This window comes from Kitasatospora sp. CMC57 (assembly GCF_045866025.2).
GTDB lineage: Bacteria > Actinomycetota > Actinomycetes > Streptomycetales > Streptomycetaceae > Kitasatospora.
The window spans coordinates 1,888,152-1,908,403 of record NZ_AP035881.2; the positions used below are offsets into that span (position 1 = coordinate 1,888,152).

Annotated in this window: 17 protein-coding genes; 5 read left to right on the top strand and 12 right to left on the bottom strand. The window is 73.2% G+C overall.

Annotated features, from left to right (window positions below):
• Positions 1–48: 48 nt before the first annotated feature.
• A complete protein-coding gene (cmk, locus tag ACKUU6_RS08470) occupies positions 49–762 on the bottom strand; it encodes a (d)CMP kinase (protein ID WP_407987861.1) in 714 nt (237 codons plus the stop codon).
• A gap of 130 nt (positions 763–892) precedes the next feature.
• Between cmk and ACKUU6_RS08475 the strand changes: the two genes are divergently transcribed.
• Together ACKUU6_RS08475 and ACKUU6_RS08480 are read left to right on the top strand one after the other, a co-directional pair.
• Positions 893–1,123, top strand: coding sequence for a hypothetical protein (locus ACKUU6_RS08475; RefSeq protein WP_407987862.1), 231 nt, complete (start codon positions 893–895; stop codon positions 1,121–1,123).
• A gap of 223 nt (positions 1,124–1,346) precedes the next feature.
• The gene (locus ACKUU6_RS08480; RefSeq protein WP_407987863.1) at positions 1,347–2,150 is read left to right on the top strand and encodes an alpha/beta fold hydrolase; all 804 of its coding nucleotides are present in this window, start codon (positions 1,347–1,349) and stop codon (positions 2,148–2,150) included.
• A 63-nt stretch (positions 2,151–2,213) separates the two neighbouring features.
• On the opposite strand, the gene ACKUU6_RS08485 is transcribed toward ACKUU6_RS08480, so the two are convergent.
• Positions 2,214–3,299 (bottom strand): prephenate dehydrogenase, encoded by a 1,086-nt coding sequence (locus tag ACKUU6_RS08485; protein ID WP_407987864.1) that lies wholly within the window; start codon positions 3,297–3,299, stop codon positions 2,214–2,216.
• Positions 3,300–3,641: 342 nt separating this feature from the next.
• On the opposite strand from ACKUU6_RS08485, the gene ACKUU6_RS08490 reads away from it, so the two are divergent.
• The 3 genes from ACKUU6_RS08490 (at position 3,642) to ACKUU6_RS08500 (ending at position 7,568) form a co-directional block, all read left to right on the top strand.
• Positions 3,642–5,588 carry a DUF4139 domain-containing protein gene (locus ACKUU6_RS08490; RefSeq protein ID WP_407987865.1) on the top strand — a complete coding sequence of 649 codons (1,947 nt, stop codon included), beginning with the start codon at positions 3,642–3,644 and terminating at the stop codon, positions 5,586–5,588.
• A gap of 3 nt (positions 5,589–5,591) precedes the next feature.
• Complete coding sequence (locus ACKUU6_RS08495) at positions 5,592–7,133, top strand: DUF4139 domain-containing protein (RefSeq protein WP_407987866.1); 1,542 nt, start codon at positions 5,592–5,594, stop codon at positions 7,131–7,133.
• A gap of 72 nt (positions 7,134–7,205) precedes the next feature.
• Positions 7,206–7,568 carry a DUF952 domain-containing protein gene (locus ACKUU6_RS08500; RefSeq protein WP_407987867.1) on the top strand — a complete coding sequence of 121 codons (363 nt, stop codon included), beginning with the start codon at positions 7,206–7,208 and terminating at the stop codon, positions 7,566–7,568.
• Positions 7,569–7,660: 92 nt separating this feature from the next.
• On the opposite strand, the gene ACKUU6_RS08505 is transcribed toward ACKUU6_RS08500, so the two are convergent.
• The 10 genes from ACKUU6_RS08505 to ACKUU6_RS08550 form a co-directional block, all read right to left on the bottom strand.
• Complete coding sequence (locus ACKUU6_RS08505) at positions 7,661–8,641, bottom strand: helix-turn-helix domain-containing protein (RefSeq protein WP_407987868.1); 981 nt, start codon at positions 8,639–8,641, stop codon at positions 7,661–7,663.
• 203 nt (positions 8,642–8,844) lie between these two features.
• On the bottom strand, positions 8,845–10,287 hold the full coding sequence (locus ACKUU6_RS08510) for a pseudouridine synthase (protein WP_407987869.1): 1,443 nt from the start codon (positions 10,285–10,287) through the stop codon (positions 8,845–8,847).
• Positions 10,288–10,342: 55 nt separating this feature from the next.
• Positions 10,343–11,089, bottom strand: a complete 747-nt coding sequence (gene scpB, locus ACKUU6_RS08515; RefSeq protein WP_407987870.1) for an SMC-Scp complex subunit ScpB — start codon at positions 11,087–11,089, stop codon at positions 10,343–10,345.
• The gene (locus ACKUU6_RS08520) at positions 11,086–11,901 is read right to left on the bottom strand and encodes a segregation and condensation protein A (RefSeq protein ID WP_407987871.1); all 816 of its coding nucleotides are present in this window, start codon (positions 11,899–11,901) and stop codon (positions 11,086–11,088) included. The genes scpB and ACKUU6_RS08520 overlap by 4 nt, the downstream gene beginning before the upstream one ends.
• A gap of 176 nt (positions 11,902–12,077) precedes the next feature.
• Positions 12,078–12,485 carry a hypothetical protein gene (locus ACKUU6_RS08525; protein WP_407987872.1) on the bottom strand — a complete coding sequence of 136 codons (408 nt, stop codon included), beginning with the start codon at positions 12,483–12,485 and terminating at the stop codon, positions 12,078–12,080.
• Between the two features lie 41 nt (positions 12,486–12,526).
• On the bottom strand, positions 12,527–13,621 hold the full coding sequence (locus ACKUU6_RS08530) for a ParA family protein (RefSeq protein ID WP_407987873.1): 1,095 nt from the start codon (positions 13,619–13,621) through the stop codon (positions 12,527–12,529).
• Between the two features lie 360 nt (positions 13,622–13,981).
• Positions 13,982–15,097, bottom strand: coding sequence for an alanine dehydrogenase (ald, locus tag ACKUU6_RS08535; RefSeq protein WP_407987874.1), 1,116 nt, complete (start codon positions 15,095–15,097; stop codon positions 13,982–13,984).
• Positions 15,098–15,337: 240 nt separating this feature from the next.
• Positions 15,338–17,233 (bottom strand): tetratricopeptide repeat protein, encoded by a 1,896-nt coding sequence (locus ACKUU6_RS08540; RefSeq protein ID WP_407987875.1) that lies wholly within the window; start codon positions 17,231–17,233, stop codon positions 15,338–15,340.
• Between the two features lie 234 nt (positions 17,234–17,467).
• Positions 17,468–18,109, bottom strand: coding sequence for an NUDIX domain-containing protein (locus tag ACKUU6_RS08545; protein WP_407987876.1), 642 nt, complete (start codon positions 18,107–18,109; stop codon positions 17,468–17,470).
• An 89-nt stretch (positions 18,110–18,198) separates the two neighbouring features.
• Positions 18,199–19,833: a CTP synthase gene (locus ACKUU6_RS08550; protein ID WP_407987877.1), complete on the bottom strand. Its 1,635-nt coding sequence runs from the start codon at positions 19,831–19,833 to the stop codon at positions 18,199–18,201.
• Positions 19,834–20,252: the final 419 nt, after the last annotated feature.

Here is a 20,252-nt window from a genome sequence, read left to right on the forward strand (position 1 = left end):
GCGCGGTGCGAGCCGCCGTGTCGGCGGACGCGAGAGTGTGGGCGGTCGTCAGACCGCGGAGAGCCCGGCCCGCTGCTCGACCAGACCGGCGATGGTGTCGATCACCTGCTCCAGGGTGAGTTCACTGGTGTCGACCAGTACGGCGTCGGCGGCCTGGGTCAGCGGAGCGGTCTCCCGGGAGGAGTCGGCCGCGTCCCGGCGGGCCAGGTCGGCGGCCATCGCGGTGATGGTCGCCTCGTCCAGGCCCTTGGCCCGCAGCTCCGCGGCCCGGCGCTCGGCGCGCGCGGTCTCCGAGGCGGTCAGGAAGACCTTGACGGTGGCGTCCGGGAACACCACCGAACCCATGTCCCGGCCCTCGGCGACGAGACCGCGCTCGGCCATCTCCGCGCAGCCGCGCTGGAGCTCGACCAGCCTGGCCCGCACCTGCGGGACGGCGGCGACCGCGCTGACCTGCGAGGTGACCTGCTGGCCGCGGATCGGTCCGGAGACGTCCTGGCCGTCCACCGTGATGGTCGGCCCGGCGGCGTCCGTACCGGAGACGATCACCGGCTTGCCGCAGGCGACGGCCACCGCGTCGGCGTCCTGGACGTCGACCTCGTTGGCCAGCATCCACCAGGTCATCGCGCGGTACATCGCGCCGGTGTCCAGGAAGCTCAGCCCGAGCCGGGCGGCGACCGCCCGCGAGACGGTCGACTTGCCGGAGCCGGAGGGTCCGTCGATGGCGACGACGACCGGGGCGTGCGCTCGGTCGGCAGTGTCCACGGCGCGAACCTCTCTACTGAATCTGGGCAGGGACTACACCAAGGTTAGTCGACCGGCGCGGTGCTCCCGGCCGGGCGACCGACGGACGACCGCCGGGTGACCGTCTGCCGCCGCTCTCGTTGGACCGGCCATGAACCGAATGATCAGCGGCACCCTCCTCGCCCTCACCGCTCTGACCGGCGCCGCCACCCCCGGCCACGCGGCCGGCAACAACACCATCGGCGACATCGCCCACGCCCCGGCCGGCTGGAGCCTCACCACCAGCGCCGTCTGCTCCTCCGAGGTGGCAGCCGTCCCGCTCGTCGGCGACGTGGTGGCCGACCACTCCGCCACCTGCGCCGAGGCCCAGCAGCACCGCTGACCTCCGGTCGACACCCGAAAATCCAGCCGCAACCCCGCCGACCTGCCCTTCCCTCGGCGCCGACCGCCCAACCTCCGGTTGTCCCCCCTCTTCGCCCTCCGGCTGACCCCCGAAAATCAATACGTTTGTATTAGACGGAGGTCTTGTACAAGAGTCTTGGACAAACGTATGTATCTCCCCTAGAGTTGGAATCGCCCGAGGCCGATCGAGGAGGAGCCCCACCATGCCCATGACCGTGATCGAGACCACCGTTCCCACCCGCACCGAGCTGGACCTCGGCGGCCGACGCCTCTCGTACGTCGACTTCGGCGGCCCGGGCCGGCCGCTGCTCGCCCTGCACGGGCACGTGTCGGAGGGGCGGAGCTTCGCTGCGGTGGCGGACGAGCTGGGGCCGGAGTGGCGGGTCATCGCGCCGGACCAGCGCGGGCACGGCGACTCGGACCGGGCTGCCGAGTACAGCCGAGAGGGCTACCTCGCCGACGTGGTGGCGCTGCTGCACCACCTGGACCTCGGATCGGTCCCGGTGCTCGGCCACTCCGGCGGCGGCATCACCGCGTACCAGCTCGCGGCCAGGCACCCCGAGCTGGTCAGCGCCGTGGTGAACGAGGAGGGGCCGGCCGCGCTGCCCACCGGGCCGAGCCCGCTGGCCTTCGTCCTGCGCATGCCGTGGACGGCGCCGACCCGGGAGGAGCTGGTCGCCGCGCTCGGCCCTCTGACGCCGCTGGTCGCCCACCGGCTCCGGGAACTCCCGTTCGGCGGCTGGCGGCTGCCGTTCCACCCGCAGGACACCGTCAGCTCCGAGGAGCAGGTGCGCGGCGACCACTGGGCCGACTGGCTCGGCAGCAGCTGCCCCGCGCTGTTGGTGCGCGGCAACAGGTTCCCGTCGCTGTCCGAGGAGCTGGCCACCGCGATGACCGCCCGCCGCCCCGGCACCCGGCTGGTCACCCTGGAGACGGACCACTTCGTGCACGAGGCCGACCCGGTCGGCTTCGCTGCGGCGGTCCGGGAGTTCCTCGGCTCGCTCTGAGGCTCACCCTGAAGCTCGCTCCGAGACCCGCTACGAGGCCCCCGGACCGCATCTGACGGTGGATCAGTCCCGGACGCTCCAGCCCTGGGCCCGCAGCGCGAGGGTGAGCCGCTTGACCGCCGACGGCGCGACCGCGAGCTGGACGAAGCCGACCTGCTGGCCGGAGGAGTGCTCGATGACCACGTCCTCGATGTTCACCCCGAGCTGGCCCACCTCACCGAACAGACGCCCCAGCTCGCCCGGCTGGTCGCCCAGCACCACGGCGACCGTCTCGTACCGGGTGGGCGGGGCGCCGTGCTTGCCCGGAATGCGGGCCTGCCCGGTGTTGCCCCGGCGCATCACGGCCTCGATCCCGGCCGCTCCGGCCCGCCGTTCCTTCTCGTCGGCGGCCTGGAGGGAGCGCAGTGCGGTGACCGTCTCGGTCAGGTCGCCCGCCAGCTCCTCCAGGATCTCGGCCACCACCCCGGCGTTGGCCGACAGGATGTCCACCCACATCGCGGGGTTGGAGGCGGCGATCCGGGTGACGTCCCGGACGCCCTGGCCGGACAGCCTTATGGCGGTCTCGTCGGCGTGCTCCAGCCGGGCGGCGACCAGCGAGGAGAACAGCTGCGGCGCGTGCGAGACCAGCGCGACCGCGCGGTCGTGCGCGGTGGCGTCCATCACGATCGGCATCGCGCCGCAGAGCGCGACCAGCTCCAGGGCCGCGTTCAGCGTCTCGGTGTCGGTGTCCGCCGTCGGCGTGAGCACCCACGGGCGCCCCTCGAACAGATCGGCCCTGGCCGCCAACGGCCCCGACCGCTCCCGGCCGGCCATCGGGTGGCTGCCGATGTAGTTCACCGTGTCGCAGCCGAGCGCGGCCACTTCACTGCTCGGGCCGGCCTTCACGCTGGCCACGTCGGTGTACCAACGCGCCAGGCCCCGGCGCTGACAGTCCGCCAGCACCTTCCCCACCAGAGCGGGCGGCACCGCGATGATCGCGAGGTCCACCGGCCCGTCCGGCACCTCGGTGGTCCCGGCCCCGAGCGACTCCGCCGTCCTGGCGGCGTCCGGGTCGGCGTCCTCCAGATACACGTGGAGCCCACGCCCCGTCAGGGCGAGCGCGGCGGAGGTACCGATCAGTCCGGTGCCGACTACGGCGACTGTGCGCATGACGGGTGCGTCTCCTGAAGGCGGTAGGGCCAGGGTCGGCCCAATCCTCTCGCACCCGACGCCCCGGCGGCGGCCGCCGTCCGGATCGTGTCAGGTCGGGCCGCCGGCCGGGCGCAACCTCCGGCCGACACCCGGCTTTCCGGGCGTCCGTCCGGTGGCCCCGGCAGGCCCGTCCGGCGTGTCGGGTGACGCGACGCGCGGACGGTTCAACCGCTGACAGCACCGGGCAGGCCCGGCAGACTTGGCCCCTCCGGCAGTTGGGACGGCGCCGAAGCCCCTGCCTCGCCCGCCCCGACTGTCGTAGGGTCTGAGCGCTGGCCAGGCAGCCGAAAGGGGTCCCGCGTGGAGTCGGTACTGGACGAGGTGGTGGTGTACGCCGCCGGGGCGCTCTGCCGACGGCGGGCGCACGGGGCGGTGCCGGCCGACGGGCAGGTCCGGCTGACCGGGCTGCCGGTGGCGCTGGACCCGGCGTCGGTCCGGGCCACCGTGCGGGGCGCGGGCTGGCGGGTGACCGAGGCCAGGGTCGAGTACGCAGCCGAAGTCAGGGCCGCCGACCGCCGACCGGAGCTGCGCCGCGTCTGGGAGCTGGCCCAGCGCGAGTACGACGCCGCCCGGGCCCGCGAGCGCCGGGGCGAGGAGCGGATCGCCGAACTGACCGCCCTGCGTGCCGTCCCGCCGCCGCGCCGCCGCGACGAGCCGCACCGCCGTACCCCGGCCGACGCCTGGCTGGAGCTGGCCGACTTCGTGGCCGCCCGGCTGACCGTGCTCCAGGCCGAGGTGGCCCGGCTGACCGAGCAGCGCCTGCTCGCCGCACACGCCGTCGAGATCGCCCAGGAGCGGCTGGAGTCGGCCGCCGACACCGAGCACGCCGCCTCGACCACCACCACCGCGACCGTGCTGCTCGCCCTCGCCACCGATGGCCCGGGCGCCGGTCCCGTCGACCTGGAGCTGGAGTACGGCGTCCCGGGCGCCCGCTGGGTGCCCACCTACCGGCTGAGTTACCGTCAGGGCGACTCCGGCGGCCACCTGGTACTGCGGGCCTCGGTGGCCCAGCGGACCGGCGAGGACTGGACGGGGGTCCGCCTCGGGCTCTCCACCGCCGACCTCCAGCGCAGGACCGACCTGCCCCGGCTGCACTCGGTCCGGATCGGACGCCGCCAGGCCGCCCCGGCGCCGTCCGGTTGGCGGGAGGCCCCGACCGGACTCGGCGAGCTGTTCGCGGCGTACGACGCGGCGGCGCCGCGCCCGGAGCGTCCCCGGCCGTACGCGATCGGAGGCGCCGCCAGCGCCGGGGCGGTCGCCGGCAGCGACGAGACGGTGAGCCGCAGGAGCATGTCCCCCGTACGGGCCCGGGCCTCGATGGCCCGGGACGGCGCCCCGCAGGCGCCAGGCGGTGCCCCGCAGGGCTACGGCGGCGCGCCACCGCCCGCGCCGATGGCCGCACCGGCCGCGTCCGCGCCCGCCGCCCCGCCGCCCCCGGAGCCCGCCGCGCCGCACCCCGGGGCCGGCTGGCTGGACTACGCCGCACTGACCCTGCAAGGCCCGACCGGCCCGCGCCGGGGGCAGCTGGCCCCCGCGCCGCAGCAGCACCGCGCCGTGCTCCCCCCGACCGCCGCGCTCCCCCCGCACACCGTGCCGCCGCGCCGCTCGGCCGGCTCCTTCGACCAGCGGTTCGACACCGCCGCCCCGGTCGACCTGCCCTCGGACGGCGGCTGGCACACCGTCACCATCGGCGAACTGCCGCTCTCGCTGGAGCCGGAGTACGTCTGCGTGCCCTCGGTCGAGGAGACCGTGTACGGGACCCTGCTGCTCACCAACTCCACCGACCGGGCGCTGCTCGCCGGGCCGGTCGAGGTCTCGGTGGACGGCGACTTCCTGCGTACCGCCGCGCTGCCCACCCTGGCCCCCGGCGCCACCGGGCGGCTCGGGCTCGGCGTGGCCGAGGGCGTCCGGGTGGCCCGGCGCACCGAGCTGCACGAGTCGACGGCCGGACTGCGCGGCAACACCCTGGTGCTCGACCACCGCGTGCACCTGGAGCTGGCGAACCGGCTGGCCAGGCCGGTCACCGTCGAGGTCCGCGAGCGGGTGCCAGTGACCACCGAACCCGATGTGAAGATCCAGGAGCGGCCCGGCTGGGCCGCTCCTGACGAACCGTCCGAGGACTGCCCGCCCGGCACCCGGCTCCGGCGGGTCGAACTGCCCGCCCACGGCCGGGCCGAACTGGACGGCGGCTACGAGATCCGCATCCCCGCCGCCCAGACCCTGCAAGGCGGAGACCGGAGGAACTGACCGATGACCACCGTCCCCATCCCCGTCACGGCCGTCACCTGCCTGGAGGACCGGGCCCTGGTCGAACGCTCCGTCGAGCTCGACCTCGCCCCCGGCGTCCAGCGGCTGCGCCTCGGCCCGGTCACCGCGCTGGCCGCCGACCTCACCCTGCGCGCAGAACTCTCCACCGGCAGCGTGCTGGACAGCCGGATCACCCGGGCCTGGACCCCGCCCGCCCCGGCGCCGCCCGGCGACAAGGACTCCGCGCTCCGGCACCAGGTGCACGCCTTGGAGCAGGAGCAGGCCGAGCTCGGCGCCGAACGGCTCCGGCTGACCGCCCGGCTGGCCCTGCTCGCCCAGCTCGCCACCGATCTGCTCCGGGAGATCGCCGAGGGGGCCGGCCAGGGCGAGACCGAACCCGCCCGCTGGTCCCGCGAGCTGGACCGGGTGGACGCCGAGCGCGAGACGTACGGCGAACGGCTGCGCGCCACCGACGCCCGGCTGCTCGCCGCCGAGGAGGAGCACGCCAAGGCGGAAGCGGCGCTGGAGCTGACCGAACAGGAGCCGCCGGAGCTGCTCGGCTTCCTGGAGCTGACCGTCGACACGCCGGGCGGCCCGGGCCGGCTGACCGTCAGCCACCTGACCCCGTGCGCCCTCTGGCGCCCCGCCTACCGGGCCACCCTGGCCGAGGACGGCGCCCTCACCCTGGAGACCGGGGCGGTCGTCTGGCAGCGCACCGGCGAGGACTGGTCCGGCGTGCAGCTCACCCTCTCCACCGCCCGCTCCGCCCTCGCGGGCGAGCCACCCCGGCTGACCGAGGACGTCCTGACGCTCCGTCCGCGCACCACCGAGGAGCGCCGCACCGTCGAGGTCGAGCTGCGTGAGCAGACCATCGGCTCCACCGGACCGGCCACCGACGGCCTGCCCGGGGTGGACGACGGCGGCGAGGTCCGGGTGCTGCGCGCCCCCGACCCGGCCCGGATCCCGAGCGACGGCCGTCCGCACCGGGTGCCGCTGACCGTCTTCACCACCCTCGCCACCAGCGAGTACAGCTGCGCCCCCGAGCTCTCCCCGCTGGTCACCCGGGTGGCCAGGTTCACCAACGCCTCCGGCCACGCCCTGCTGGCCGGCCCGGTCGACCTGGTGCTGGGCAGCGGCTTCACCGGCCGCGCCGAGCTGGAGTTCACCGCCCCAGGCGCCCCCGCCGAGCTCTCCTTCGGCAGCTCCGACGACTACCGGGTGCTCCGGGAGACCGAGGAGGCCAGGAGCAGCGCCGGCGCCCTCTCCTCCCGCACCGTGCAGACCCGGACGGTCCGTCTGCACCTGTCCCGCTTCACCGGCCCGGACGACCACACCGACCGGCCGGTCACCGTCCGGGAGCGGATCCCGGTCTCCGAGGTCGCGGCGGTGGACGTCCGCCTGCGCAGCGAGCTCTGCTCCCCCGCCCCCGACGGACTCGACGCGGACGGCATCGTCCGCTGGCAGCTCACCCTGCCGCCGGGCGGCCGACGCACCGTCACCCTGGTGTACGAGGTCTCGGCGACGGCCAAGGTGGCCGGCCTCTGAATCAGGACCAGCCGGTCGGGATCGGCCGGTCAACTCCGGTGAAAAGACGTCAACTCCGGTAAAAATGGAGCCATGATCTACCATCTCGCACCCCTGGACGACTGGCTGCGCGACCCCGGACGGCCGTACACCGCCGCCTCCCTGCTGACCGACGGCTTCATCCACTGCTCGGCCGACGAGACCACCCTGCTCGCGGTCGCCAACGCCTTCTTCCGGGACACGCGGGATCCCCTGATGGCCCTGCTGATCGAGGAGAAGCTGGTCGAGCCGATGGTCAAGTGGGAGCCCCCCAACGGCACACCTCCGCCCGGCGCCACCCCCGGCATCCGCTTCCCGCACATCTACGGCCGCCTCAACCGCACCGCAGTGATCGGCCTGGAGAAGCTCCAACGCGACGGCTCGGGCCAGTGGGCCGCCCTCCTGCCCTGGAGCTAGGCGCCGCTGATGTGCGGCTCCGCCGCGTGGGCGGAGCCGACCTCAGGAGCGTTCAACGGCGGTGCAGAGCACCGCTTTCACCGTGCCCCGTGCTAGAGCCAGCCCCGTTCGCGGGCGGCCATGCCCGCCTGGAAGCGGGTGGTCGCCCCGAGCTGGCGCATCAGGGTCTGCAACCGCCGCTGCGTGGTCCGGGCGCTCCAGCCCAGCGACCGCGCGATCGACTCGTCGGTGAGCCCCGCCGCCAGCAGCCCGAGCAGCTTGCGCTGGTCGTCCTCGGGCCCCGGCCCGCCGTCACAGTCGCCGATCGCCGCCTGCAACGGCACGGCCCGCTCCCACTCCGCCTCGAACAGCCCGTCCAGGGCCTGGAGCAGCGCCGACGGATGGATCACGTACGCGGCGTCCAGCACCGCGTCCCCGACACTGATCGGGATGATCGCCATCCGGTCGTCGGCCATCATCATCTTCATCGGGAGCACCGGCCTGACCCGGGCCTCCTCGCCGTCGGCGACGCCGACCAGGATCTCCTTCTCCAGCCGCCCCGGCCAGGCCACCGCCTCCTTGTCGAAGACGGTGCGGAACCGCACCCCGGCCTTGAGCTGCTGCCGCTGCCGGGGCAGGTTGGCCACCGGGTCCTGGATGTACGGCGGGCAGTCGAAGCCCCGCACCTGGTACTGGGCCGTCTCGACCAGGTGCTCCAGACGCTGGGCGATCGCCTCACCACCCGTCAGGACCTCGACCGAGTGCGCGGGATCGGTGAACCGGGAGGCCTCCCGAAAGGCGTCCATCAGGCGGTGCATCTCGGCCCGTGCGCTGCGCAGCTGAGCCTCGCGGTGGCCGATCAGGGTGCCGATGGCCACGTCGGGGGCGACCGCGAGGTAGCGCTCCCGGTCCACCGGAGCGCGGGTGATCATGCCCTGGTCGGCCAGCCGGTCGAGTGCGGCGTGGCCCTGTTCCAGCGTCAGGCCGCACTGCGTGGCGATCTCGTCCGCCGTCGACTGCGGCGCTATCACCAGAGCCGCGTACACCTGGCCGTCCGGCCTTCCCAGGCCGAGCACTCCGAATGAGTCGAGCACCTTGTTCCCTTCCCCCAACGGCTCCCCTGCGCCACCGCCCCTGGTGGCGCAGATCCGCCATTCGGCGCGCCGCTGTCCGCTGGCCATCCTCCGCCACGGATCCCCGGCCTGACAAGCCGGATGTGCGCACCCTCACGTCACACCCACCGAACGCCGGAGGGCCTTCCCGTCAGTGACGAGAAGGCCCTCCGGCGCGACCGGTGCTAGAGACCGACCTCGTTCATCAGCTGACCGACCTCGGGGTTGGTCAGGCGGCGCAGCCAGCCCGACTTCTGGTCGCCCAGCGCGATCGGACCGAAGTGGGTCCGGACCAGCTTCTCGACCGGGTAGCCCGCCTCGGCGAGCATCCGGCGCACGATGTGCTTGCGGCCCTCGTGCAGGGTGACCTCGACCAGGTAGTTCTTGCCGACGTTGGAGACCACCTTGAAGCTGTCGGCGCGGGCGTAGCCGTCCTCCAGCTCGATGCCCTTCGCCAGCGTCTTGCCCAGGTCACGCGGGATCGGGCCCTGGATCGCGGCCAGGTACGTCTTGGTGACGCCGTACCGGGGGTGGGTCAGGCGGTGGGCCAGCTCACCGTGGTTGGTGAGCAGGATGATGCCCTCGGTCTCGGTGTCCAGGCGGCCGACGTGGAACAGCCGGGTCTCCCGGTTGGTCACGTAGTCGCCCAGGCACTGACGGCCGTCCGGGTCCTCCATGGTGGAGACCACGCCGGCCGGCTTGTTGAGCGCGAAGAACAGGAACGACTGGGTGGCGACGGTCAGGCCGTCCACCTTGATCTCGTCGGTCTCCGGCTGGACCCGCTTGCCCTGCTCGGTGACCAGCTGGCCGTTGACCATCACCCGGCCCTGCTCGATCAGCTCCTCGCAGGCCCGCCGGCTGCCCATGCCCGCACGCGCCAGCACCTTCTGCAGGCGCTCGCCCTCGGCGTTGCCGCCCTGGACGCCCTGGCCCTGCTCGTGCCTGGCCAGCACCGCGTCCTCGATCTTGCCCTGGAGCTCGCGGGTCCGCTGCGGCTGACGCCGCGGGTCGCCCGGGGCGCCCTGGCCCTCACGGCGCGGCCGGGGGGCCGGGCTGGGGCGCCGGGACGTGGAGTCCCGGTTGGGGTACGCGTGCGGGCCGCCGCCGAACTCGGGGCGGTCGTACTTGCGCTCCTCCGGGCGGAGCGGACGGTCCGGGTACTGCCGGTCGTCGCGACGGTCGCCACCGGACGAGGAGCCGCCCCGACCGCCACCGTACGAGCCACCGCCGCTGCGGTTGCCGCCGAAGGAGCCCCCGCCGCCGCCACGCCCGTCCCGGCTCCCGCCGTAGGACGAACCGCCACGGGAGTCGCCGCCCCGGCCGCCGCCACCGAACGACGAGCCACCACGGGAGTCGCCCCCGCGGCCGCCGCCGAACGACGAACCGCCGCGGGAGTCGCCGCCCCGGCCGCCGCCACCGAACGACGAGCCACCACGCGAGTCGCCCCCGCGGCCGCCGCCCTGTCCACCGCGGCCCTGGCTCCCGCCGGTGCCGCCACTGCCGCCGCTGCGGCCGCCGCCGTACGACGAGCCGCCACGGGAGTCGCTCCCGCGGCCCCCGCCCTGTCCGCCACGGCCCTGGCTCCCGCCACCGCCGCTGCTGTTCCTGCCGTTGCCACTGCTACGCATCAAAACATCCGTACGTCGTGTTCCGTCTGGAAGTGCTCGTCGTGCCCGGCCGACCTCACTGCACTTCCCTGCCGTCCGCACGTGCGGCGGCGACCGCCTCCGCGATCATCGTGCCTTCGAGGGACTCCGCTTCCACGTCGTCGACCTCGGGCAGGAAGGGCGCCAGCTCCGGGAGTTCCTCCAGGCCGCGCAACCCCATCCGTTCCAGGAAGTAGTTCGTCGTCCGATACAGGATTGCACCTGTTTCCGGCTCGGAGCCGGTCTCTTCCACCAGTCCTCGCTGTACCAGGGTACGCATCACGCCGTCACAGTTCACACCACGGACCGCAGAGACCCGGCTCCGCGACACCGGCTGCCGGTACGCGACGACCGCCAGCGTCTCCAGCGCGGCCTGGGTGAGTCGGGACTGCTGGCCGTCCAGGACGTACCGTTCGACGGCCGGCGCGCAGTCGGCCCGGGTGTAGAAGCGCCAGCCCCCGGCGACGAACCGCAGGTCGAAGCCCCTGCCCTGGGCGGTGTACTCGGCGGCCAGCTCGCGCAGGGTGCGGGCCACCTCGGCGACCGGGCGGTCGAGTACGGCGGCCAGGTGCCGCTCGGTGGCCGGTTCGTCGACCAGCAGCAGAATCGCCTCCAGGTCCGCGCGGATCGGAGGGTCCGGGGCAACGGGGACCTCGGCCACCGGCTCCGTCCACTCCTGGACGTCCTCCGGCGCCCCGTACGCGGACTCCTGCCACTCCTCGGCCCGGGACTGCCCCGGGACGCCCAGCGAGCGCCTGGCGGGCCGTGACGGCTCCTCGGTCATGACAGCTCCTTCTCGATCGGCTCCGGCGGGCGGTCGAACTCGTCGGTGACCTCGACCAGCCGGTCGCTCTCCGCCACCCAACGGACCGTCAGCGCTCCGAGCGGCTCGGGCTGGTCGAAGTCCAGCACCCGCTCCCGGTACAGCTCCAGCAGGGCCAGGAAGCGGGCCACCACCACCAGGGTGTCGCCCCCCGCATCGGCCACCAGCCGGCGGAAGTCCGCCTCGCCCACGGTCCGGAGCAGCTCCGCCACCAGGGCCGCCTGCTCCCGGACGCTGACCGGCGGGGCGTGGATGTGGTCCACGTAGACCACCGGCCTCGGCTTGGGCGTCATCGCCTTCGCCGCCAGCCGGGCGAAGCCGTCGAGCCCGATGCTGATCACCACCTCGGGCAGCAGCGCGGCGTGGGCCGGCTCAAGCCCGACGGTACGGGGGCGCTGCCGCGACTCGGCCGCCCAGCGGTCCGCCAGCACGGCGGCCACCTGCTTGTACGCGCGGTACTGCAGCAGCCGGGCGAACAGCAGGTCCCGGGCTTCCAGCAGCGCGAGGTCCTCCTCGTCCTCCACCTCGGCGGCGGGCAGCAGCCGTGCCGCCTTGAGGTCGAGCAGGGTGGCCGCCACCACCAGGAAGTCGGTCGCCACGTCCAGGTCCCAGTCCGGGCCCATCGCGCGGATGTGCGCCATGAACTCGTCGGTGATCCGCGACAGCGACAGCTCGGTGATCTCCAGCCTGTGCTTGGCGATCAACCCCAGCAGCAGGTCGAACGGCCCCTCGAAGTTCTCCAGCCGCACCTGGAAGGCGGGATGTTCGGCCATGTGCGGTCCAGGGGCTCGGGGCTGCGCTGATCTGCGGCTCCGCCGCGTGGGCGAGGAGATCTGGCATGCGGGTCACTGCGAAGGTACCCGACCAGCCACGTCGGATCGCGCTCCCGAGGCCGGCGTCGCTCACGCGGCGGAGCCCCGAGCCCCTGGTGCTGCTGTCCGCGAAAGGCTCAGCGGCCCCTGAGACGGCGGACCAGGATGCTGGCCTCTCCGCGCTGCTCCAGGTCGGCGAGGACGACGGCGATCGCCTCGCGGACCACCCGGCCGCGGTCGACCGCGAGGCCGTGCTCGCCACGGAGCACCAGCCGGGCGTGCTCCAGGTCCATCAGTTCCTCGGCGGAGACGTACACGGTGATCTTCTCGTCGTGCCGTTCCCGCCCGCTCGGGCGGCGCGGCGCCCGGCCCCGGGGACGGGGCCGCCGGGCGGCCTCCCCCGTGGTCTCCTCGGTGGCGGGAGCGCTGGGCTGCGACTCCGGCCTGGCCTGCGGGACCTCCGCCGCAGGCCCGCCCTTCTCGGTGCTCCGGGCGGTCTCCGTGCGGGGTGCCTCGGGCCGGCTCAGGGACGGCGACAGAGCCATCCCACCGGTGGTCCGGAACAGCTCGTCGGCACCCGGGAGACTCACTCGGCGGGGCGGCACCGGTCGAGCACCTCCCTGGCGAGCTGGCGGTAGGCGGCGGCGCCGACCGAGTTGGTCGCGTACGTGGTGATCGGCTCGCCGGCCACGGTGGTCTCCGGGAACCTGACGGTCCGTCCGATCACGGTGTGGAAGACGTGCTCGCCGAACGCCTCGACCACCCGGGCCAGCACCTCGCGACTGTGCACGGTGCGCGAGTCGTACATGGTGGCCAGGATGCCGTCGAGCCGCAGCTCGGGGTTGAGCCGCTCGCAGACCTTCTCGATGGTCTCGGTGAGCAGCGCGACCCCGCGCAGCGCGAAGAACTCGCACTCCAGCGGGACGATGACGCTGTGAGCCGCCGTCAGGGCGTTGACGGTGAGCAGGCCGAGCGAGGGCTGGCAGTCGATGATGACGAAGTCGTAGTCCGGCAGCAGCGGCTTCAACGCCCGGGCCAGCGCCGACTCGCGGGCGACCTCGCTGACCAGTTGGACCTCGGCGGCCGACAGGTCGATGTTCGAGGGCAGCAGGTCCATGCCGGGCACGGCGGTCTTCAGCAGCACCTCATCGGCCGTCAGACCCCGCTCCATGAGCAGGTTGTAGACCGTGACGTCGAGTTCCATCGGGTTGACGCCCAGGCCGACCGACAGCGCCCCCTGCGGGTCGAAGTCGACCAGGAGCACCCGGCGGCCGTACTCGGCCAGCGCGGCGCCCAGGTTGATGGTCGACGTGGTCTTGCCCACGCCGCCCTTCTGGTTGCACATCGCGATGATCTGCGCGGGGCCGTGCTCGGCCAGCGGCGCGGGGATCGGGAAGTAGGGCAGCGGACGACCGGTCGGGCCGACGCGCTCGCGGCGTTGGCGGGCTGCGTCGGGGGCCAGGGTCGCGGCGTACTCCGGATCTGGTTCGTACTCGGCGTCCGGGTCGTCGTAGGAGCCGTACGCGAAGTCGCCGTAGGCAAGGCCGTGTGACGGCGGGTCAGCCTGATCGGCGGTGGAGGCGGGTGCGGTGTTCTGACGTGCCTCGAAGGTACGGACCGCGACCGAGTGCTCCGCCAGTCCCGGCTGACCACCCCCGGGAGCAAATGTCGACTCATTCACAAGTCGTCTTACCTCCTTGGGCATCCAGGACTGTTGTCGATTCGTCAGCGTGGCAGCATGCCGACGGTTTGCGACTCTAGGCTGTCCGCGGCGTTCGCAGCAACACAATCCACGGTAGTGGGCCGGATGTGTCGGCCGTCGGACCGGTCACTGTCAAGGCTTGTGCGGCCGTACGCACCTAACGTTTCTGCGCCGGGTGACGACGGGCACACACATTGACACGGTCACCCGACCGCCCCCAAATGTCGACATACGTCTGTTCGAGGGGGCGCCGAGCGGTGCTCCGGGCACACCGAAGCCCCCGGCCCGAGGGAAGCGGGACGGGGGCGTTCAGCGGGTGCTGACAGGGGGTCAGCAGGGTCAGGCGAGCACGCTCTCCAGCGAGACCGACGGCAGGCCGAAGGCCTCGGCCACGGCACCGTAGGTGATCTGGCCCTCGTGCACGTTCAGGCCCTTGGCCAGCGCGGCGTCGCGGCGCAGCGCGTCCTTCCAGCCCCGGTTGGCCAGCTCGACGACGTACGGCAGCGTCGCGTTGGTCAGCGCGTAGGTGGAGGTGTTCGGCACGGCGCCCGGCATGTTGGCCACGCAGTAGAAGACCGAGTTGTGGACCTCGAAGGTCGGATCGGCGTGCGTGGTGGCCCGGGAGTCCTCGAAGCAGCCGCCCTGGTCGATCGCGATGTCGACGAGCACGGAGCCCGGCTTCATCCGGGAGACCAGCTCGTTGGTGACCAGCTTCGGGGCCTTGGCGCCCGGGATCAGCACCGCGCCGATCACCAGGTCGGCGTCGAGCACCGCGTTCTCGAGCTCGTACGCGTTGGACATGATGGCCTTGATCTTCGTGCCGAAGATCTTGTCGGCCTCGCGCAGCTTGTTGATGTCGCGGTCCAGCAGGGTCACCTCGTAGCCCATGCCGATCGCGATGGTCGCGGCGTGCCAGCCGGAGACGCCACCGCCGATGACCACGCACTTGGCCGGGTGGGTGCCGGGCACACCACCGGGCAGGGTGCCACGGCCGCCGGCCGGGCGCATCAGGTGGTACGAGCCGACCTGCGGGGCCAGCCGGCCCGCGACCTCGGACATCGGGGCGAGCAGCGGCAGGGCACCGTTGGCGAGCTGCACGGTCTCGTACGCGATCGCGGTGGTGCCGGAGGCGACCAGCGCGTCGGTGCCGGCCTTGTCGGCGGCGAGGTGCAGGTAGGTGAAGAGGGTCTGGCCCTTGCGGAGGCGGTGGTACTCCTGCGCGATCGGCTCCTTGACCTTCAGCAGCAGGTCGGCGGCCGCCCACACCTCGTCGGCGGTGGGGAGAATGGTGGCGCCGGCGGCCACGTACTCCTCGTTGGGGATCGAGGAGCCGAGACCGGCGTTGTCCTCGATGACGACCTCGTGTCCGTTACGGACCAGCTCATGCACGCCGGCGGGCGTGATGGCCACGCGGTACTCGTGGTTCTTGACCTCGCGGGGGATGCCGACCTTCACGATGGAACACGTCCCTTTTGCCTCTGGGGCCCGGCCGGAGAACACCGGCGGGCAACGCGCACGTGGAGACCTCCGGAGACGCCGGGGCACGCTTCGCTACGCGACTAAGGTCGAGTGTAATGAAGCCCAGGTGATCCGTCAGCCTTCCAAAGTGAATAAATCCGCTGGCCACATTGGCAGATTCGTAGGCTTGCCTCCCACATCATCTGGCAAATCGGCCGCAAAGCAACCTTCCGGACATCACTCCGAAGTCACCCGGGTCCGCTCGACTTCGACCAGTGACCGCAGCTCTTCCAGGGCCGCCGTCACCGCCCGTTGGCCCCGTTCGTCGCCCAGTCGCCGCAGCACCGCGAGCGCCGCCCGGTACTCCCGCTCGGCCTCCTCGAACCTGCGCTGGGCCAGATGCGCCTCGGCCGTCCGGGCCAGCAGCCTGGCCTCGGCCCTGTGGTCCCCCAGGCCCTGCCGCAGCTCCAGCGCCCGGCCGTACCAGTCGGCGGCGCGTACCGGGTCGCCGAGCGCCCGCCGGCTCTCCGCCACGCCCTCCAGGGCGCGGGCACAGGCCACCTCGTCGTCCACCGCCCTGCCGTGCTCCAGGGCGGCCCGGTACCGCTCGGCGGCCACCTTCCAGCGACCCGCCGCCGCCTGCAGATCGCCCAGGTTGAGCAGCGCGGCGGCCGCCCGGCGGCGGTTCCCGCTCCGCTCGGCCACCTGCAGCACCAGACCGTGCAGTGCGTAGAGGTCCGCCGGGGCGGCCCGACCGGTCAGCGGCAGCGCCCGCAGCAGCGCGGTCACCAGCCGGCCGGCCGAACCGTCCAGATCGGCCCGGCCGATCGCGTCCCCGACCGCACCCAGCAGCAGACCGCGCTGCTCCGTCAGCCAGAGCCCGGCCTGCCCGGCCGTCCGCAGCCGCAGCGGTCCCGGCAGCGGATCGGGGCCGGGTCCGGCGGCCGGGTCGAGCAGCGCCCTGGCCGACTCCACCAGCCGCACCAGCCGCTCCAGCAGCCGGGCCCTGGCGAGCTCCAGCTCGGCCGGCCGGTCGAGCTCCTCGCGCAGCGCCAACAGCCGCCCGTAGAGCCGCCCCGGCACCCGGTACCGAGGCGTGCCGTCCGCCGACTCGCCTTCCCCGTCAAGGAGTTCACGCTCCGTCAGCTTCGCCAGCAGGGTGGCGGCCTCCGGCGCCGGACAGCCCACCAGTGCGGACGCGGTCCGCAGATCGGCCTGCTGCCCGGGCGCCAGCGTGAGCATCCGCAGCATCCGGGCCTCGGCCGGCGGCAGCGACCGGTGCAGCAGCGTGAACGCCGCACCGAGCGGGTCGCCGTCGGGCACCGGCACCGGCTCGTCGGTCGGCGGCCCGTCCTTCCTCCGCTTCTTCCGGAGCTCCGGCTCCGGGGGCGTCCGCGCCTCGGCCGCCGACGACAGCTCCCTGGCCGCGTCCGTCACCGCCGCCTTGGGAGCGGCCCGCAGCCAGCCCGCCATCAGCCGCAGCGCGGTGGGGCGGCAGGCACACGCCTCCGCGAGCTCGGCCGCCCCGACCGGGTCACAGCTGATCCTGGTCCCGCCGACCAGCCCGCTCACCAGCTCCACCGACGCGGACTGCGACAGCCCACCCAGGATCACCGGATCGATCCCCTCGATCCCGGTCAACGGCCCCGCCGTGGTGGCCACCACCAGCGCCTCGGGTGCCGTCGCCAGCAACGGCCAGAGCTGCCCCGAATCCCGGACGTCGTCCAGCACCAGCAGCACCCGCCGGCCGCTCACCGCCGCCCGCGCCGCCGCACAGGCGGGATCGTCCTCGCCCTCCTCCTCCCCGGTCGGCAGCGCCCCCGCCGCAGGCTCCCCCAGCTGCTCCAACAGCCGCCGCGCCACCGCGCCGGGCGCCACCCTGGTCCCGTCCGGCGCGGACAGCCGGGCGAACAGCACGCCGTCCGGGTACTCCTCCGCCACCGACGCGGCGAACCTGACGGCCAGTGAGGTGCGCCCCGACCCCGGCCGCCCCGCCACCACCAGCAGCGGACACCGGCCCGCCACCACCCGGCTCCGACCGGCCGCCAACGCCGCGAGCTCGGCCGTCCGTCCGACGAACAGCCCAGGACCGTCCGGCAGTTGACCGGCAACCGGGGCGGGCCGAGCGTCCATCGTCGCCGTCTCCCTCACCACCTGCGCCACTCCCGACCGTTCAGCCGACGGGCCCACGCGGGCCCCGTCCGGGAAGCGTAGTTCGAGCCGCCACCCGCGCCGGAGAGGACACCAGTACTACCAACCACCGAATCACCCGCACGGAGGCAGCGCCGCCCCGGGGATGCGGACCCGCAGAGCCCGGGAGCGTTGACCTCCGCGACAGGTCAGGAACCCCGGCGGTACGAGCAGGGCTCAGTTGAAGGGCCGGGCCGGCCACGGCGAGTCCGCCGCCCGCAGCGCCTCGATCCCCATCGGCGAGGTCAGGGCGGCGTGCAGTGCCAGCGTCCCGGTGATCAGCGTCGGGTTGTGCAGCTCACCGGCCAGCACCAAGCCCACCAGCTCGGCCAGCGGCACCCGCGCCGTCTCGATCTCCAGCTCCTCCCCGTGCGCCTCGTACCGCTCCCCGTCCGCCGCCGACAGGCCGGTCGCCAGGAACAGCCGCAGCGCCTCGTCCGTCCCGCCGGGCGAGGTGTAGAAGTCGACCAGCACCCGCCACTCGGCCGCCTTGCAGTGCGCCTCCTCGAAGAGCTCGCGCTGCGCCGCGTGCAGCGGGTTCTCCCCGGGCACGTCCAGCAGCCCGGCCGGGAGCTCCCAGAGCCGCTGCCGCACCGGGTGCCGGTACTGCCGGAGGATCAGCACCCGCTGCTGCTCGTCCAGCGCGAGCACCGAGACCGACCCCGGGTGCGTCTGGTAGTCCCGCCGGGCGTGGCTGCCGTCGGGCATCAGCACCTCGTCCGTACGGACACCCGTGACCCGCCCCTGGAAGGGCTGCGCACTGGACCGTACCGGCCACTCCTCCGCCTGGTCCCGGATCTGCCGCTGACCGTCCGTCATCTCGCTCCCCTTTTCGTCATGGTGACACTAACGCAGAACGGCGGCCGCGCGAAGAATCGCGCGACCGCCGTCCACCGAACGCCCGAGTGTCACTCGCCGCCGGTCTTGATCTTGATGGCCGCCGCCACCAGACCCGCGAACAGCGGGTGCGGGCGGGTCGGCCGGGACTTCAGCTCCGGGTGCGCCTGGGTGGCGACCAGGTAGGGGTGGACCTCGCGCGGGTACTCGACGTACTCGACCAGGTCGCCCTTCGGGGAGAGGCCGGAGAACTGCAGGCCGGTCTTCTCCAGGTCCGCGCGGTACGCGTTGTTGACCTCGTAGCGGTGGCGGTGGCGCTCGTCCACGTACTGCTCGCCGCCGTACACCTCACGGACGATCGAGCCCTCGGCCAGCTTGGCCGGGTAGAGGCCCAGGCGCATGGTGCCACCCAGGTCGCCCTTGCCGTCCACGATCGCCAGCTGCTCGGCCATGGTCGAGATGACCGGGTACTTGGCCGCCGCGTCGAACTCGGTGGAGTTTGCGTCCGGCAGACCGGCCAGGTTGCGGGCGGCCTCGATGACCACGCACTGCAGGCCCAGGCAGAGGCCCAGCAGCGGGATCTTCTTCTCCCGGCCGTAGGTGATGGCGGCGACCTTGCCGTCCACCCCGCGGTCGCCGAAGCCACCGGGGATGCAGATCGCGTCCACATCACCCAGCTGCTCCTGCGCCCCCTCGGGGGTCAGGCAGTCGTCGCTGGTCACCCACTTGATCTCGACCCGGGCGTTGTTGGCGAAACCGCCCGCCCGCAGCGCCTCGGTCACCGAGAGGTAGGCGTCGGGCAGGTCGATGTACTTGCCGACCAGCGCCACCTTCACGATGTGCTGGGGCTCGTGCACCCGGCGCAGCAGGTCGTCCCAGACGGTCCAGTCGACGTCCCGGAAGGGCAGGTCGAGCCGGCGGACCACGTACGCGTCCAGGCCCTCGGAGTGCAGCACCTTCGGGATGTCGTAGATCGACTTGGCGTCGATGGCCGCGACCACGGCCTCCTCGTCCACGTCGCACATCAGCGAGATCTTGCGCTTGATGGCCTGCGGCACCTCGCGGTCGGCGCGCAGCACGATGGCGTCCGGCTGGATGCCGATGTTGCGCAGGGCCGCGACCGAGTGCTGGGTCGGCTTGGTCTTCAGCTCGCCCGAGGGGCCGATGTACGGCAGCAGCGAGACGTGCACGAAGAAGACGTTGTCCCGGCCGACCTCGTGGCGGACCTGGCGGACCGCCTCCAGGAACGGCAGCGACTCGATGTCACCGACGGTGCCACCCACCTCGGTGATCACCACGTCGACATCCTCGGTCGCCATCCGGCGGATCCGGGACTTGATCTCGTTGGTGATGTGCGGGATGACCTGGACGGTGTCGCCCAGGTACTCGCCACGACGCTCCTTGGCGATCACCGTCGAGTACACCTGGCCGGTCGTCACGTTCGCCGAACCGTGCAGGTTGGTGTCGAGGAAGCGCTCGTAGTGGCCGATGTCGAGGTCGGTCTCGGCCCCGTCGTCGGTGACGAAGACCTCACCGTGCTGGAACGGGTTCATGGTGCCCGGGTCCACGTTGAGGTAGGGGTCGAGCTTCTGCATCGTCACGCGCAGACCGCGTGCCTTCAGCAGGGCACCGAGGCTGGAGGCGGTGAGGCCCTTGCCGAGCGAGGAGGCGACACCCCCGGTGACGAAGAGGTGCTTGGTCGTCACGGCGCGGCCGTTCACTGCCTTGCCGGATTGGGGCTGTGCCAAGAGGGGGCTCCCGTGGGTCGCTGTCGGAGTGACGCCGGTGGAGGGACCGCCGGGGGCGCCTGGCCGACGAGGAGTTCGCACTCGGCCGGGAGCCTTTCGGCTGGTCCGGCGGGGTCGTCGGGGTCGGCGGCACCGGGGCGAATGCCCACCAGTCCACGGGATACCAGGGTATCAGCGCGCGGCCGTGGACGCGGTCGCGGGCACCCTCGGCGCGTCAGCCCGGTGTTCCGCCGGCCTGCTCCCGACACCGTCCGGCCTGGCCCGGAAGGATCAGTTCCGTCTGGTTCGTACGGGTCACTCCGGCTGCTCCAGCCGGATCACTTTGGCCGCAATCGGTCGACAGGTGACGGACAGGGGTTCTCCGGGGTGCCCCGGCC

Excerpts from the sequence above, each read along its gene's own strand:
- ACKUU6_RS08525 (WP_407987872.1), bottom strand. The coding sequence starts at position 12,485 with ATGGCTCTGTCGCCGTCCCTGAGCCGGCCCGAGGCACCCCGCACGGAG.
- ACKUU6_RS08520 (WP_407987871.1), bottom strand. The coding sequence starts at position 11,901 with ATGGCCGAACATCCCGCCTTCCAGGTGCGGCTGGAGAACTTCGAGGGG.
- ACKUU6_RS08495 (WP_407987866.1), top strand. The coding sequence starts at position 5,592 with ATGACCACCGTCCCCATCCCCGTCACGGCCGTCACCTGCCTGGAGGAC.
- scpB (WP_407987870.1), bottom strand. The coding sequence starts at position 11,089 with ATGACCGAGGAGCCGTCACGGCCCGCCAGGCGCTCGCTGGGCGTCCCG.
- ACKUU6_RS08500 (WP_407987867.1), top strand. The coding sequence starts at position 7,206 with ATGATCTACCATCTCGCACCCCTGGACGACTGGCTGCGCGACCCCGGA.
- ACKUU6_RS08475 (WP_407987862.1), top strand. The coding sequence starts at position 893 with ATGAACCGAATGATCAGCGGCACCCTCCTCGCCCTCACCGCTCTGACC.
- ACKUU6_RS08480 (WP_407987863.1), top strand. The coding sequence starts at position 1,347 with ATGCCCATGACCGTGATCGAGACCACCGTTCCCACCCGCACCGAGCTG.
- ACKUU6_RS08485 (WP_407987864.1), bottom strand. The coding sequence starts at position 3,299 with ATGCGCACAGTCGCCGTAGTCGGCACCGGACTGATCGGTACCTCCGCC.
- ACKUU6_RS08540 (WP_407987875.1), bottom strand. The coding sequence starts at position 17,233 with ATGGACGCTCGGCCCGCCCCGGTTGCCGGTCAACTGCCGGACGGTCCT.
- ACKUU6_RS08510 (WP_407987869.1), bottom strand. The coding sequence starts at position 10,287 with ATGCGTAGCAGTGGCAACGGCAGGAACAGCAGCGGCGGTGGCGGGAGC.
- ACKUU6_RS08545 (WP_407987876.1), bottom strand. The coding sequence starts at position 18,109 with ATGACGGACGGTCAGCGGCAGATCCGGGACCAGGCGGAGGAGTGGCCG.